Annotated in this window: 16 protein-coding genes; 9 read left to right on the top strand and 7 right to left on the bottom strand. The window is 45.9% G+C overall.

Going from position 1 to position 14,709, the window contains the following annotated elements; genetic code table 11:
* Nucleotides 1–60 precede the first annotated feature (60 nt).
* The gene (locus tag JQX68_RS16885) at nt 61–903 is read right to left on the bottom strand and encodes an oxidoreductase (RefSeq protein ID WP_205440350.1); all 843 of its coding nucleotides are present in this window, start codon (nt 901–903) and stop codon (nt 61–63) included.
* A 133-nt stretch (nt 904–1,036) separates the two neighbouring features.
* On the opposite strand from JQX68_RS16885, the gene JQX68_RS16880 reads away from it, so the two are divergent.
* The 4 genes from JQX68_RS16880 to JQX68_RS16865 all read left to right on the top strand — a co-directional run bounded on the left by JQX68_RS16880 (nt 1,037) and on the right by JQX68_RS16865 (nt 4,738).
* Nucleotides 1,037–2,833: a M3 family oligoendopeptidase gene (locus JQX68_RS16880; protein WP_147772508.1), complete on the top strand. Its 1,797-nt coding sequence runs from the start codon at nt 1,037–1,039 to the stop codon at nt 2,831–2,833.
* Nucleotides 2,834–2,942: 109 nt separating this feature from the next.
* Nucleotides 2,943–3,380 (top strand): YusW family protein, encoded by a 438-nt coding sequence (locus JQX68_RS16875; protein ID WP_014665325.1) that lies wholly within the window; start codon nt 2,943–2,945, stop codon nt 3,378–3,380.
* 217 nt (nt 3,381–3,597) lie between these two features.
* Entirely contained in the window at nt 3,598–4,425 is an 828-nt protein-coding gene (locus tag JQX68_RS16870; RefSeq protein ID WP_205440349.1) for an ABC transporter ATP-binding protein, read from the top strand.
* 25 nt (nt 4,426–4,450) lie between these two features.
* Nucleotides 4,451–4,738, top strand: a complete 288-nt coding sequence (locus tag JQX68_RS16865; protein WP_080478276.1) for a YusU family protein — start codon at nt 4,451–4,453, stop codon at nt 4,736–4,738.
* 19 nt (nt 4,739–4,757) lie between these two features.
* On the opposite strand, the gene JQX68_RS16860 is transcribed toward JQX68_RS16865, so the two are convergent.
* Nucleotides 4,758–5,645, bottom strand: coding sequence for a LysR family transcriptional regulator (locus tag JQX68_RS16860; protein ID WP_205440348.1), 888 nt, complete (start codon nt 5,643–5,645; stop codon nt 4,758–4,760).
* A gap of 133 nt (nt 5,646–5,778) precedes the next feature.
* On the opposite strand from JQX68_RS16860, the gene JQX68_RS16855 reads away from it, so the two are divergent.
* Nucleotides 5,779–6,519, top strand: coding sequence for an SDR family NAD(P)-dependent oxidoreductase (locus tag JQX68_RS16855; RefSeq protein ID WP_040081880.1), 741 nt, complete (start codon nt 5,779–5,781; stop codon nt 6,517–6,519).
* 18 nt (nt 6,520–6,537) lie between these two features.
* Nucleotides 6,538–6,921, top strand: a complete 384-nt coding sequence (locus tag JQX68_RS16850; RefSeq protein ID WP_147772506.1) for a tautomerase family protein — start codon at nt 6,538–6,540, stop codon at nt 6,919–6,921.
* A gap of 35 nt (nt 6,922–6,956) precedes the next feature.
* Here JQX68_RS16850 and mdtP read toward each other — a convergent pair whose 3' ends face one another.
* The 4 genes from mdtP to JQX68_RS16830 all read right to left on the bottom strand — a co-directional run bounded on the left by mdtP (nt 6,957) and on the right by JQX68_RS16830 (nt 9,795).
* Complete coding sequence (gene mdtP, locus JQX68_RS16845) at nt 6,957–8,579, bottom strand: multidrug efflux MFS transporter MdtP (protein WP_080478275.1); 1,623 nt, start codon at nt 8,577–8,579, stop codon at nt 6,957–6,959.
* A complete protein-coding gene (gene mdtR, locus JQX68_RS16840; protein WP_014665318.1) occupies nt 8,576–9,046 on the bottom strand; it encodes a MarR family transcriptional regulator MdtR in 471 nt (156 codons plus the stop codon). The genes mdtP and mdtR overlap by 4 nt, the downstream gene beginning before the upstream one ends.
* 158 nt (nt 9,047–9,204) lie before the next feature.
* Nucleotides 9,205–9,537, bottom strand: a complete 333-nt coding sequence (locus tag JQX68_RS16835; RefSeq protein WP_003222766.1) for a spore coat protein — start codon at nt 9,535–9,537, stop codon at nt 9,205–9,207.
* 12 nt (nt 9,538–9,549) lie between these two features.
* Nucleotides 9,550–9,795 carry a hypothetical protein gene (locus JQX68_RS16830; RefSeq protein ID WP_003228567.1) on the bottom strand — a complete coding sequence of 82 codons (246 nt, stop codon included), beginning with the start codon at nt 9,793–9,795 and terminating at the stop codon, nt 9,550–9,552.
* A gap of 94 nt (nt 9,796–9,889) precedes the next feature.
* Between JQX68_RS16830 and JQX68_RS16825 the strand changes: the two genes are divergently transcribed.
* Entirely contained in the window at nt 9,890–10,798 is a 909-nt protein-coding gene (locus JQX68_RS16825; RefSeq protein WP_014665316.1) for a proline dehydrogenase family protein, read from the top strand.
* A 24-nt stretch (nt 10,799–10,822) separates the two neighbouring features.
* Here the strand turns inward: JQX68_RS16825 and JQX68_RS16820 are convergent, their stop codons facing one another.
* Nucleotides 10,823–10,969 (bottom strand): YuzL family protein, encoded by a 147-nt coding sequence (locus tag JQX68_RS16820; protein ID WP_147772505.1) that lies wholly within the window; start codon nt 10,967–10,969, stop codon nt 10,823–10,825.
* 174 nt (nt 10,970–11,143) lie between these two features.
* Here JQX68_RS16820 and JQX68_RS16815 point away from each other — a divergent pair, with 174 nt between their 5' ends.
* Together JQX68_RS16815 and JQX68_RS16810 are read left to right on the top strand one after the other, a co-directional pair.
* A complete protein-coding gene (locus tag JQX68_RS16815; RefSeq protein WP_147772504.1) occupies nt 11,144–13,513 on the top strand; it encodes a 3-hydroxyacyl-CoA dehydrogenase/enoyl-CoA hydratase family protein in 2,370 nt (789 codons plus the stop codon).
* 10 nt (nt 13,514–13,523) lie between these two features.
* Nucleotides 13,524–14,699, top strand: coding sequence for an acetyl-CoA C-acetyltransferase (locus JQX68_RS16810; protein WP_103030973.1), 1,176 nt, complete (start codon nt 13,524–13,526; stop codon nt 14,697–14,699).
* Nucleotides 14,700–14,709: the final 10 nt, after the last annotated feature.

Raw genomic sequence — 14,709 nt, 5'->3', positions numbered from 1 at the left:
CTTAATTATATCATATACTAAATAAAAATCAATACTAAATTATAATAATTATAATTTAAGTCAGCTGAATAGTTTTTTCTTCAGAATAGATTCCCACGCAGACCAAGGAAAAAGCGATCGGAACAGCAGGGTAAGCTTGATGCCTTTTCCAATCGGGTATCGCAATTTTTTTAAATGCTTTGTTGTTGCCAATTGATAAATGAGGTCGGCAACCTCTTGGGGATCTCCGCTTTCTTCTCCGTTTTTTTCAACGTATGAAAGGATCTTTTTATAGTATTGATGATAGGCTGAATCGTCAGCAGGCACCGACATAAAATTTGATAACGAGGTTGACCAGATCGATGTCTTGTATGAGCCTGGCTCGATCAAAGCGGTTTCGATACCGAACGGAAGCAGCTCGATACGCAGGCTTTCAGAAAAACCTTCCAATGCATGCTTGGAAGCTACATAGGGCGAGAGCGCAGGGAACCCGGTCAGTCCGCTGATGCTGCTCACGTTTATAATCTTTGCGCCGCCATGTTTTCTTATGTAAGGCAGCACGGTTTTTGTCACATGGATCACCCCGAAGACGTTCGTTTCAAATTGTTGTCTGAAATGTTCCATCGGCACATCCTCGATAAATCCTCCATAAGCCGTTCCTGCATTGTTGACGAGTAGGTCGATCGGGGCGTAAGCACTAATGGCTTTTCCGAATGAGATTATAGATTGTTCATCGGTGACATCAAGAGCCGTAATGAGAATGGAATCAGACACATTGTGTGCTGCAGCCAATTCCCGAAGCTGTTCCGCTTTTTCAGGCTGTCTTGATGTGGCAATCACGAAAAACGATCGGGCGAGCCTTACAGCTGCAAGCAAACCAAAGCCGCTTGATGCTCCTGTTACGATTGCTATTTTTTTATTCATCCTAACCCTCCTATTAAACTGCTACAGCTATTGTACTATCCTGAACACGAAATGACGCCTGTAATAGAAATTTTTATACAATAATTCAGAATTGTTCTATAATATAACGAAAGAAGGAAAGGGGTTTTGTGATATGGCGCTGCAAGGGGTAGACCAAAAATGGGATCTTGATTCATTTTTTAAGGGTGGGAGCCAATCAGAAGAATTCAAAGGGTATATTGAGAAGCTGTCACAAAGTCTGCGTGCATTTCAAGACATGACTGACGCATTTCAGGTGCCTGCATCGTCTGAAGAGGCTGATGAGCTGGCCGCGTTGCTAGATTTATTCGAACAGACATCCGTCAAGCTTCAGCAGGCGGGCGCTTTCGTTGCTTGCCTTCAGGCCCAGAATATCAATGATCAAAAGGCTATAGAGCATCAGTCGCTTATGAATCGGCTTTACGCGGATTTTCAATCGTCACTCGTTACATTAGATCATAAACTTGTGGACGTAGATCAAGACGTGTGGAATGAATTGCTAACAAAACCGGGATTACGCGATATATCTTACATATTAAATGAAAGAAGACAGAGGGTTGCCGAAAAGCTTAGCCCAGGTAAAGAAAAACTGATCGGAAACCTTGCGGTGGATGGATATCACGCTTGGAGTGACTTATACAATATGGTAGTCGGGAAAATGACGATCCCGTATGAGGAAAACGGTGAAAACAAGCAATTGTCTGTCGGTCAGGCGGAGAATATGATGGACCATCAAGACCGAGCTGTCAGAAAAGCAGTTTATGAACGTTTCCATCAAGCATGGGAAAGCAAGCAGGATCTTTTCAGCAGCACGCTGAATCATTTGGCGGGATTCCGGCTTGAAACCTATAAGGCGCGCGGCTGGGAGAATGTCCTGAAGGAACCGCTGCAGATCAACAGGATGAAAAAAGAAACACTTGATACGATGTGGCAGGTCATCACTGAAAACAAGCAGCCGTTCGTTCAGTTTTTGAACCGGAAAGCATCCATGCTCGGTCTTGAAAAGCTTAGCTGGTACGATGTTGAGGCGCCGATCGGTTCTGACGGAAAGGCCTATTCATATGATGAAGCCGCGAATATTATTACCAGCCAGTTTTCAACGTTTGGCAAAAAGCTGTCCTCATTCACTGAAAAAGCGTTTCGGGACGGCTGGATTGAGGCTGAAGACAGGAGTGGAAAAAGAGTCGGCGGCTTTTGCACCAGTTTTCCTGACAGCGGGGAATCCCGGATTTTCATGACATTTTCGGGCAGCGCCTCAAATGTCTCTACTCTTGCGCATGAACTCGGGCACGCGTTCCATCAGGAAGCAATGCTCGACGTCAGGCCGTTAAACCGTTCCTACGCTATGAACGTTGCGGAAACGGCTTCAACGTTTGCAGAGATGATAGTGGCGGACGCGACTGTCCAGCAGGCCGAGACAAAGGAAGAAAAGCTTGTTCTTCTGGAGGATAAAGTGCAAAGAAGTGTTGCGTTCTTCATGAACATTCACGCGAGATTTCTATTCGAAACGAGTTTCTACGAGGAACGAAAGCGGGGAGTGGTACCGGCCGGCCGCTTGAATGAACTGATGGAAGAGGCGCAAAGAGAGGCTTACTGCAATGCGTTAGGAGAGTATCATCCGCTTTTTTGGGCGTCAAAGCTTCACTTTCACATCACGAGGGTGCCGTTTTACAATTTCCCTTATACATTCGGCTACCTGTTTTCTCTTGGTATTTACGCGCTGGCGCTTGAAGAAAAAGACACATTCGAAGAGAAGTATATGGCACTATTGCGTGATACGGCTTCTATGACAGTGGAGGATTTGGCGATGAAGCATTTGGGTGCTGACATCACGAAGCGCGATTTCTGGGAGAATGCCATCAAGCTGGCTGTGCGTGACGCCGAAACCTTTTTGCAAATGACCGAATCTTAAAGAAAAAGCCGTGGCGTTAAATGCCACGGCTTTTTCAATTCTTCTCTGAATGAGGATTTCATTCTCTGGATATACCTAAAACAAATGGAATCCTACAGGGGGGAAACATATGCATTTGATCAGAGCAGCCGGGGCTGTATGTCTCGCAGTGGTTCTGATTGCAGGCTGTCGTCTCAATGAAGACCAGCAGCAGGCAGAAGGAGAAAATACAGCCGTCACCCAGCTGAAGTCCGTTCCCTACAGCAATTTTTCGCTTCGTGTAAGCTACGGGGATGGTGAGCATAATCGTTATGAAGGAATTTATACAAAGAACGGGACTCAGGAAAAAGCGGAAATACAGGATAAGCTCTCCGGTGTCAATCAGGAGGGAGAAGAAGCATTGGATGAGATGAAAATGATTCTGAGCGAGCTTTCCGTGACAGATCAAATGGCTGAAACAGAAGTAATACACAGTGTGCTGGCAGCATTTAATCTGGACAGTCATTATGATCATATCGATTTAAAACTAAAGCTGAAGGACGGCTCCATCAGAGAAATCAAGAAATAATCATGTGATAAATAAACCATAAACGCCAATTATGTCCAAAAAACTAATTGAAAATGATTTTCAAAGTCAGTGTTTTCTGCTACAATGAGGGATATATGACCATATCAAATGGCTGAATATCGGAATCACTTGCATTGATGACAATTGACTGAAAAGCATGTATATAGAAAACGTGCAATACATAGTGCTGCTAAAAAGCCAGCAAAAAGGAGCGGTTATGGGTATGAGTGCAATTTCTACAGAAACGCTGAGCTTAGGATACGGGGATGCCGTTATTATTGATGAGTTGAATTTAACAATTCCCAAAGGTGAAATTACCGTATTTATTGGCAGCAATGGCTGCGGAAAATCGACACTTTTACGTTCATTAGCGCGCCTGATGAAGCCGAGAGGCGGTTCTGTGCTGCTGGAAGGAAGAGCCATTGCCAAGCTTCCGACGAAGGAAGTCGCAAAAGAGCTCGCAATCCTGCCCCAAGGTCCTTCGGCTCCAGAGGGGCTGACGGTGCACCAGCTGGTGAAGCAAGGAAGATATCCTTACCAAAACTGGCTGAATCAGTGGTCAAAAGAGGATGAGGAAGCAGTTGAGAGAGCGCTTAAAGCAACAAAGCTCGAGGACATGGCTGACCGTGCCGTTGATTCTTTGTCTGGCGGACAGCGCCAGCGGGCTTGGATCGCGATGACGCTTGCCCAGGAAACGGATATCATCCTTCTAGACGAGCCGACGACGTATTTAGACATGACACATCAAATTGAAATTCTTGATTTGCTGTTTGAGCTGAATGAAAAGGAAGAGCGGACGATTGTTATGGTTCTCCATGACTTAAACCTGGCATGCCGCTATGCGCATCATCTTGTGGCCATAAAAGATAAACAGATTTATGCAGAAGGCCGTCCGGAAGAGGTTATCACTTGTGACCTTGTGCAAAATGTGTTTTCTATGAACTGTCAGGTTACACAGGACCCGCTGTTCGGAACGCCTCTTTGCATTCCTCATGGCAGGGGCAGATGCATTGTCCAGGAAGCGGCTTTCACATCACATGGATAAATAACGCCAGCGAAGGAGCTTTCATTTGAGAAAGCTCCTTGCTGTTTTTTCGAAAGGAAGATGGAAAATGGAACAAAAACTTCAGGAACAGCTGGATGGATTGCTGGAAAAGTATACGGAACTTCTGCTTGGTGAAACAAACGATGAGCTAAAAGAAGAAGTGAAGCAATGGATTTTGTACACGCATATAGCCAAGAGCATGCCTCCGCTCGCTAAGCATTGGAATGCGACATATCCCGACGCAAAGCAGGGCATTAAAGATATCATTCAGCATATTAAAGAATTAAATGAAGCGCATCGAAACAAACAATAGCCAAAAAGCAGTCTGCTCATCATAGCAGGCTGCTTTTTTGTGATTCATCCGTTTTACCTGGTGCAAAGGAATCCATAAAGGTCCGCAGCGCGCTGCTGATAAATGAATCTTTTCGAACAATAAATTCTGTTTTCATCTGTCTGAGTGTTTCAGGCAGCGGGTACAATTGAATCGATCCTTCTGCCTCATGCTTCTGTACAACCGTTCTCGGCAGCAACGAGATGCCAAGACCTGCTGTAACCCCGCCGATAATTGCTTCAAGCGTACCAAATTCCATAATGACCGGCTGTGTGACACCGACGGAGCGCAGCCATTTTTCAAGTGTTTCTCGATACGAGCAGCCTGTGCTGTATACGAGAATCGGCTTTGTGATGGCTTCTTCAACATCGGACACAGAGGCAGCCGAAACAACTACTGGTTCTTCCTCGAATGCCGGATAGGATTCGAGCTCAGGATGATTGCATTCGCATCCGATAAACGCGCCGTCCAATTCATAACGAAGAACTTTATCAAGGAGAAATTGCGTATGTCCTGTTGTTAAAGACAACTGGACGTTTGGATGTTCTTCATAATAAGATGCCAGAAGCTTTGGAAGCCTTACCGCGGCAGTTGTCTGAGTGGAGCCGATCATAAGCGGCCCGCTTGGTTCTGCGGAGGATGAGAGCGCTTTAGACGCTTCATCAAGAAGGCCGATAATTTTATTTGCGTAGTCCAGCAGCAGCTTTCCGCTTGCAGAAAGTGTCATGCCCCGATTATGGCGCAAAAACAGCGTCGTACCCAGTTCAGCTTCCAATTGTTGAATTCTGGCCGTGACATTCGATTGCACATAGCCAAGCTGCAAGGCCGCTTTCGTAATGGTCCCTTCACGGGCTACCATTTGAAACACACGTAAATCTCCGCTCTCCATTTTGAACTCCTCCGTTTATTTGATATCAATCTGAATGATATCAAGTATCTTTAACAATCATTATACGTAACATCAAAGCTGGATTACAATGGAATCAGAAATATATTTTAGTCAACAGCAAGGAGTGGCGGCAATGAATGTCTTGAACAAAATAGCTCTCGTAACGGGGGGCGGCACAGGAATCGGAAAAGCAGCCAGTATGGAATTGGCAAAGCGCGGGGCGATTGTTGCGGTGAATTATTCACGTTCTCAATCAGAAGCGGAGGAAACAGTGGAAATGATTCAAAAAGCTGGCGGGCAAGCCTTCGCCATCCAAGCAGATGTATCCAGAAACAGCGAAGTGCAGGATATGATTCAAGCAATCGTGAACACACACAGAACGGTTGATATATTAGTGAATAATGCCAGCATTACACGGCATATTCCAATGGATGATCTTGAGGCTGCGACAGAAGACATATGGGATGAGCTGTATGCCGTCAATGTGAAAGGAATGTTTTTCTGCGCGCGGGCAGTGGTTCCGTTCATGAAGAAAAGCAAGGCCGGAGCGATCGTAAACGTCGGCAGCATCGCAGGGTTAACCGGTGCGGGCTCATCTATGCCTTACGCAGTATCAAAATCGGCGGTGCACGGTTTAACGAAATCATTGGCCCACGCCTTAGCGCCTGACATCAGAGTGAGCGGTGTAGCACCAGGAGCTGTGGCAACGAGATGGTGGGCTGGCCGGGAAGAAAAAATGAAAAGCATGATCGGCTCTTTGCCACTGCAGTATATTGCTGAACCAGACGATGTTGCCAAATTGATTTGTTCACTAGTTGAACAGGAATCACTCACAGGCCAAATTATCACAATTGACAGCGGACAGACGCTGTAAAGAGAGGGATGCAGGGAGATGCCATTTATACAGATTCATTTACGGACGGGAAGAAGCAAAGCGTGGCTTCAAAAACTGAGCAGGACCATCCACCAATCGATGATTGAAGAAATCAATGTGCCGGAAGATGACTATTTTCAAGTCATCAGGCAATATGAAAAAGGCGAATTTTTCTATGATCCATTTTATCTCCAAGTTGAGCGTACTGATGAACTGATATACATTCATTTTACACTGAAACACTCAAGAACAACTGAACAGAAAAAAGCGCTTTACCGCTCAATCGCAAGCCGGATTCATTCCGAGCTTGGCGTAAGAAAAGAAGATGTGTTTATCATGCTGGCCGGAAATCAGGATGAGGATTGGTCTTTCGGAAATGGAAGGGCCCAGATGATTGAATAAAAAACCCCGCGGTTTGATACCCGCGGGGTGCTCTATTAATGGGAAGGTGATTCAACGGCTTTTGCCGCTTTCTCTTTCACTTGTTCTCCCGTTTTCTTATTTGATAGTTTGATAGGTTTTAAGAACAATGTAAATACGGCTCCGACTGCGATAAAGATCAGGCCTGTATAAAACACGCTGTGGAGTGAATCCATCAACGATGTTTTTAAAATCGGCACAATATGGGATGAGAAAGCCGCAGGGATTTGTTTGACTGCGTCCGGACTGAACAGTGATTGCAGCAGCCCTTGCGGATTTGTATCAATCATACCCTTTAGCTGGGCGGCAAACGAGCTTGCCTGTGCCGGAAGAGAGTCTAAATACGGCACCAATTTATCTGTTAATAAATTCCCTGATCTCGCATTCATTACGGCTCCCAGCATGGTAATGCCGAATGTGCCGCCGATAGAACGGAAGAATTGGCTGGATGAGGTGACAACGCCAAGCTCCTCTTTCGAAAAGCTTTCCTGTAAAGCCAATGTCAGAATCGGCATAACAAGACCCATTCCAAGGCCAATAATCGCCATATATGATGTAGCGACAAGCTTGCTCGTGTCAAGATCCAATGTCGTTAACAGCAAGAATCCGCCGGCCATAACCAGCATGCCTGTAATGATTTGCGGTTTAATTCCGATTTTGTATACAAGCTGGCCGCCGATAATACTTGTGATAATCATAGAGATCATCATCGGTGTCATAATTGTACCCGATTCAGACGCACTTACACCGACAATTCCTTGCATAAAGAAAGGAACAAACGTAATGGCGCCAAACATACCGATACTCATAAAGAAGCCGATCAAGTTTAGAAAGGTAAATGTTCTGTTTTTAAATAAATACATTGGCAGGATTGGCTCTTTTGCTTTTGATTCTACGATAATAAAGCTGACAATGCCGATCAGTGCGAGAGCGAACAAACCAAGAATCTGCCATGAATCCCATGCGTAATCTTTTCCGCCAAAGCTTAAGGCGAGCAAGAGGCTGACAACACCGACAATCATCGTGAAAATACCAGCGATGTCGAAGTTGATCGGACCAGTCTGCTGGCGTCCCTGTAATCCTCTTGCAATGAAAATAACCGCAATAATTCCGACTGGCAGGTTAATATAGAAAACCCATTTCCAGTTTAACGAGTCTACAATCCAGCCGCCGATTTGCGGCCCAATTACTGAAGCAAGCCCGTAAATCGCGCCAAAGACTCCTTGGAATTTAGCACGCTGTTTTCCTGTGAACAAGTCACCGATAACAATCATCGCCATCGGCATCATGATGCCTCCGCCAATTCCCTGCAGTCCACGGAAGATAATCAATTCTGTCATGTTGTTGGCCATTCCGCATAAAGCAGAAGCGGCCATAAAAATAATCAAACCTGATACATAGACAATGCGGCGTCCCAATAAATCAGCCAGCTTGCCGGCAATTGGAACAATGGTTGTTGATGTTAACAAATATGCAGTTGTCAGCCAGGTCATCATGCTCAAACCGCCCAGATCACCGACAATTTTCGGCATGGCCGTTCCGACAATGGTACCGTCAAGGGCTGAAAAAAACATGGCAATAATTAAGCCTGTTATTAATAGCGTCCGTTTGGATTGTTTGCCTTCTTTACTCATTTTCATCCGTTTCCTCTTTTCATGTTTTGCTTTTCATCAGTTTCCGCTGCTGCCTGTGCGAGCTTTGCTGTAATATGCGCCGCCTGAAGCATCTCCTCCTCCGTCAAAAAGGAAAGATAGCGCGCCATAATGGCCTTTCTGCCTGCCAAAATCTCCTCGAACTTTCTGTCTCCTTCATCAGTAAGACTGAGATCAATCACTCGCCTGTCTTTTGTATTGTGTGTTCTGGCGATAAGATTTTTTTGTTCAAGGCGATCTGCCATTAACGTCACCGCGCTTGGCTTCACCTCCATACGCTCGGCAATTTCAGAAATTTTGAGGCTGCCGTGTTTCTTTAAGCTGGCCAGCACAAACAGCTGCGCTGGGGTGACACCTTGTTTCTCCATGCTTTCCAGCATTTCAGGCTGTATCTTTTGAAAGAGCGCCTGAAGCGATAATTGGATATCGGACATTAACTGATCCGCACTCTTCATATTTAATTCCCCTCTGTTACATACACTGTATATATATTTTGATGACAAAATAGTTAATGCTTATTAAATATAAATAAGAGTAAATGAAAAGTCAACTGATTTTACACAAAAAAAAGGATAGATGTCCGAAAGAACATCGTATCCTTTTTCTAATATTGTTACTGCTGATAAGGAGACTGCTGCTGAATGGTCTGCTGGAATTTTTGATAGGATTGCTGCAGCTTTTGGGCATCCTCCGCTTCAACAGAATACCATCCATATTGGAACATGAGGTCATACAGTTTTCTTTGCGCTTTTTGTGACTCATCAAAAATGGATTGAATATCCTGATAAAGAGACTCGTGGCTGAATTCGTGCAAGGCTGTGCAATAAGCTGTTGTCATGTATTTTTCGGTTGTCAGCAGTTCGTTGACGAAATCTCTGTCATTCATTTCCGATGTTGTCGGTACAGGTGTCTGAGGGTTGCTGATTTTTTGATTTTGTTGATTCATTCTGACGCCTCCTTATTGGATGTAGCCGGACTGCTGCTGCCCTGGCTGCAGGTGCTTTAATATTCTTTGATAGTGATCATGATGCATGTGTCCGACGCGATCGAGTTCTTGTTTTAACGTTTGATCCTGGCACTGCTGCGCCATGAAATGCGCTTTTTTCATCGCGAGCAAATTCCAGTTCAGCATGTCATTGAGATACAAATGATCCTTTGTTGAAATAACGGAAGGCGGCATTTGAGATTGCTGCTGATTGTCCATTGTGATCCTCCTTTGATTTCAGTTCATTTTATAGTTTCCTTCAGACTGGGAGTTGTATACAGGTGTTTTGAAGATGATGGCGGGAGGGAGTCGGATGTTGAGACATGTGTTTTTATTTTTATCTCAAAATAAAACGCTTACCAAGTTCGCAAAAGCATATGGAAAGAGGCTTGGAGCACGAAGATTTGTCGCAGGGGATACGATTGAATCGGCAGTTAAGACCGTCAAAAGGCTAAACAGATCCGGTTTGTGTGCAACAATTGATTATTTAGGCGAGTATGCAGCTTCGGAAAAAGAAGCGAACCAGGTCGCAGAGGAATGCAAGAAAGCCATTCAAGCCATTGCCGAACATCAATTGGAGTCGGAGCTTTCACTTAAATTGACCTCAATCGGGCTCGATCTTTCAGAAGAACTTGCTCTTACTCATTTGCGCGCCATTCTTTCCGTTGCGAAGCAATATAATGTTGCTGTGACCATTGATATGGAAGACTATTCTCATTATGAACAGACACTTTCTATTTACAGGCAATGCAAACAGGAATTTGAGAAGCTTGGCACGGTCATTCAGGCGTATCTGTACAGAGCGGCAGAAGATATTAGAAAGATGCGTGACGTAAAGCCGAATCTCAGACTTGTGAAAGGCGCTTATAAAGAATCTGCGGCTGTAGCGTTTCCTGACAAAAAAGGAACAGACCTACATTTTCAGAGCTTAATAAAGCTGCAGCTATTAAGCGGGAACTACACGGCTGTCGCCACACATGACGATGACATTATTGCATATACGAAAAAGCTCGTCGACGAACATCAAATCCCCGCATCGCAATTTGAGTTTCAAATGCTATACGGCATCAGGCCAGAGCGTCAGAAGGAACTCGCGAAAGAAGGCTACAGAATGCGTGTGTATGTCCCATATGGAACAGACTGGTTCAGCTACTTTATGAGAAGAATTGCCGAACGGCCCGCCAATGCAGCATTTGTATTAAAAGGAATTCTGAAAAAGTGAAAGCAGCCGCGGGAAGCAGCTGCATTATGATTGTTCCATGTTATGTTTTTTATACTGCTGATTTTGACTTGTCCGTTTTCCGCCGCCGTAATGCTGAGTCGGACCGGCATCTCCCTTTACGCTCGCCGCGTTGACTGCCGCAGAAGACGGATTTTTTTTCTCTCGCACCATTCCCTTCACCTCCGGGCTTAAGTTACCCGTCTTTTATAGGCTTCATACAAAAAAATAACAAATTAGCTATTGAAGTCGAACCGGAAATCTTTTAAGATGAAAGAAGAAACGGGTTTCATTTTTTTTAGTCAAAAAATGAATGACTATTCATTCAATGTTCAAGGGGGATATCTCATGCACAAACACATTCGGAAGGCAGCCGTTTTAGGATCGGGGGTAATGGGTTCCGGGATTGCGGCGCATTTGGCTAACATCGGAATTCCTGTCCTGCTGCTAGATATTGTGCCGAACGATTTGACAAAGGAAGAGGAAAAAAAGGGGCTGACGAAGGACAGTCCGGAGGTGCGCAGCAGGCTTAGCCGGCAGGCGGTGAAAAAACTGCTGAAACAAAAGCCCGCTCCCCTCACATCAGCGAAAAATACCTCCTATATTACACCGGGCAATCTGGAGGATGATGCAGAAAAACTGAAAGAAGCAGATTGGATTATTGAGGTCGTTGTCGAAAACCTTGAAGTCAAAAAGAAAATTTTCGCTCTTGTGGATGAACATCGAAAGACTGGAAGCATCGTCTCAAGCAACACATCCGGCATATCAGTGCAGGAAATGGCTGAAGGCCGATCGGATGATTTTAAAGCCCATTTTCTTGGAACGCATTTTTTTAATCCCGCACGCTATTTAAAGCTGCTGGAGATCATTCCGATTAATGAAACGGATCCAGATATTTTAAAGTTTATGACAGCTTTCGGAGAAAATGTCCTCGGTAAAGGTGTTGTTACAGCAAAGGACACACCGAACTTTATCGCAAACCGCATCGGAACATACGGGCTTCTCGTGACAGTCCAAGAAATGCTGAAAGGCGGCTATCAGGTCGGGGAGGTTGATTCGATCACAGGTCCGCTGATCGGCAGGCCGAAAAGCGCCACCTTCAGAACGCTTGATGTTGTCGGCCTCGATACATTCGCCCACGTTGCCCGAAATGTGTATGACAAAGCCGATGGCGATGAGAAAGAAGTGTTTCGCCTTCCAAGCTTCATGAACGATATGCTGGAAAAAGGGTGGATCGGAAGCAAGGCTGGCCAAGGCTTTTATAAAAAAGAAGGAAAAACGATTTATGAGCTTGACCCAGTGACGCTTACTTATGGCGAGCGGACAAAAATGAAAACACCGGCACTTGAAGCGGCAAAACAGGCAAAAGGGACAAAGGCCAAAATGAAAGCGCTTATTTATTCGGATGACAGGGCCGGCCGATTGCTGTGGAATATCACTTCTCAAACCCTGCTTTACTCAGCCGAGCTGCTCGGTGAGATTGCCGATGATATTCATGCGATTGACCAAGCCATGAAGTGGGGATTCGGCTGGGAGCTGGGGCCTTTTGAAATGTGGGACGCCATCGGCCTCAGGCAGTCAGCGGAAAAGCTTGAGCAGCTTGGAGTAGATATGCCTGGCTGGATAAAAGAGATGCTGGACAAAGGAAATGAAACCTTCTACATCAAAGAGAACGGAACGGTATTTTATTATGACCGCGGCGAATACAGAGCCGTGAAAGAAAACAAAAAACGAATTCATTTACAAGCGCTTAAAGAAACAAAAGGCGTGATTGCGAAAAACAGCGGAGCAAGCTTAATTGACCTTGGAGATGATGTGGCCCTTCTTGAATTTCATTCGAAAAGCAATGCGATCGGCCTCGATATCATTCAAATGATCCACAAAGGATTAGAGGAAACAGAACGGAATTACAAGGGCCTTGTCATCGGCAACCAAGGAAAAAATTTCTGCGTCGGGGCAAATCTCGCCATGATCTTAATGGAAGTCCAAGATGACAACTTTTTGGAAGTTGATTTTGTGATACGTCGTTTTCAGGAGACGATGATGAAGATCAAATACAGTGCGAAACCGGTCGTCGCCGCGCCATTTGGCATGACGCTCGGCGGAGGAACGGAAGTATGCCTGCCTGCGGCTCGCACTCAAGCAGCAAGCGAAGCCTATATGGGACTTGTAGAATCCGGTGTCGGCCTCATCCCTGGCGGAGGGGGAAACAAAGAGCTGTACATCAATCATCTTCGCCGCGGCCATGATCCGATGAATGCGGCAATGAAAACATTTGAAACAATTGCGATGGCGAAAGTGTCCGCTTCCGCCCAAGAGGCTCGTGAGATGAATATTTTAAAAGAAACCGATCACATTAGCGTAAATCAAGACCACCTGCTGTACGATGCGAAGCAGCTGGCCGCATCCTTATACGATACCGGCTGGCGGCCGCCTGTAAAAGAAAAGGTCAAGGTGCCGGGAGAAACCGGTTATGCAGCACTCTTGCTTGGCGCTGAGCAGATGAAACTGTCTGGCTATATATCTGAGCATGATTTCAAGATTGCGAAAAAACTCGCTTATGTCATTGCGGGCGGAAAAGTGCCGTTCGGTACAGAGGTTGATGAAGAGTATTTATTGGAGATCGAAAGAGAAGCGTTTTTGAGTTTGGCGGGAGAGGCAAAATCTCAAGCGAGAATGCAGCATATGCTTGTGAAAGGTAAACCTTTACGGAATTAGGAGGGAGCTTATGAAAGAGGCAGTCATTGTATCAGGTGCAAGAACACCGGTTGGGAAAGCAAAAAAAGGATCGTTGGCCACCGTTCGCCCGGATGATTTGGGAGCGATTTGCGTAAAAGAAACGCTGAAACGGGCAGGCGGCTACGAAGGCAATATTGATGACTTGATTATCGGCTGTGCAACACCTGAAGCGGAACAGGGGCTTAATATGGCGAGAAATATCGGGGCGCTCGCGGGATTGCCATACACGGTTCCGGCGATTACAGTCAACCGGTATTGCTCATCCGGCCTTCAGTCTATTGCATATGCGGCAGAAAAAATTATGCTCGGCGCCTATGATACAGCGATTGCTGGCGGAGCAGAATCCATGTCACAGGTGCCGATGATGGGGCATGTCACCCGGCCGAACCTTGCTTTGGCAGAACAGGCACCGGAATATTATATGAGCATGGGCCATACAGCCGAGCAGGTTGCGAGAAAATACGGCGTCTCCCGTGAGGATCAAGATGCGTTTGCCGTTCGCAGCCATCAAAACGCCGCTAAAGCCCTTGCAGAAGGGAAATTTAAAGATGAGATTGTACCTGTCGAAGTGACGGTGACAGAAATCGGAGCAAACCATAAGCCGCAGGAAAAACAATTCGTGTTTTCTCAGGATGAAGGCGTTCGCCCGCAAACGACTGCAGACATCTTAGCGACATTGCGCCCGGCTTTTTCCGTTGACGGAACGGTGACCGCTGGCAACTCCTCGCAGACGAGTGACGGAGCGGCGGCTGTCATGCTGATGGACCGGGAAAAAGCCGATGCTCTTGGCCTGGCCCCGCTTGTGAAATTCCGCTCCTTTGCAGTAGGCGGCGTGCCGCCGGAAGTCATGGGAATCGGGCCGGTGGAAGCGATTCCGCGCGCTTTGAAGCTTGCCGGCCTTCAGCTGCAGGACATCGGCTTGTTTGAATTGAACGAAGCTTTTGCCTCACAGGCCATTCAAGTGATCAGAGAATTGGGAATTGATGAAGAAAAAGTGAATGTCAACGGGGGCGCAATCGCGCTTGGGCACCCGCTTGGCTGTACGGGCACAAAGCTTACACTCTCACTCATCCATGAAATGAAACGGAGAAACGAGCAATTTGGAGTCGTGACCATGTGTATCGGCGGCGGGATGGGAGCGGCCGGTGTATTTGAATTATGCTAAAGGGGGAAAA

The organism is Bacillus sp. LJBS06 (genome assembly GCF_016924995.1).
GTDB lineage: Bacteria > Bacillota > Bacilli > Bacillales > Bacillaceae > Bacillus > Bacillus stercoris.
The sequence above is the reverse complement of the archived record's forward strand: the minus strand, read 5'-3'. Positions and strand labels throughout refer to the sequence as shown.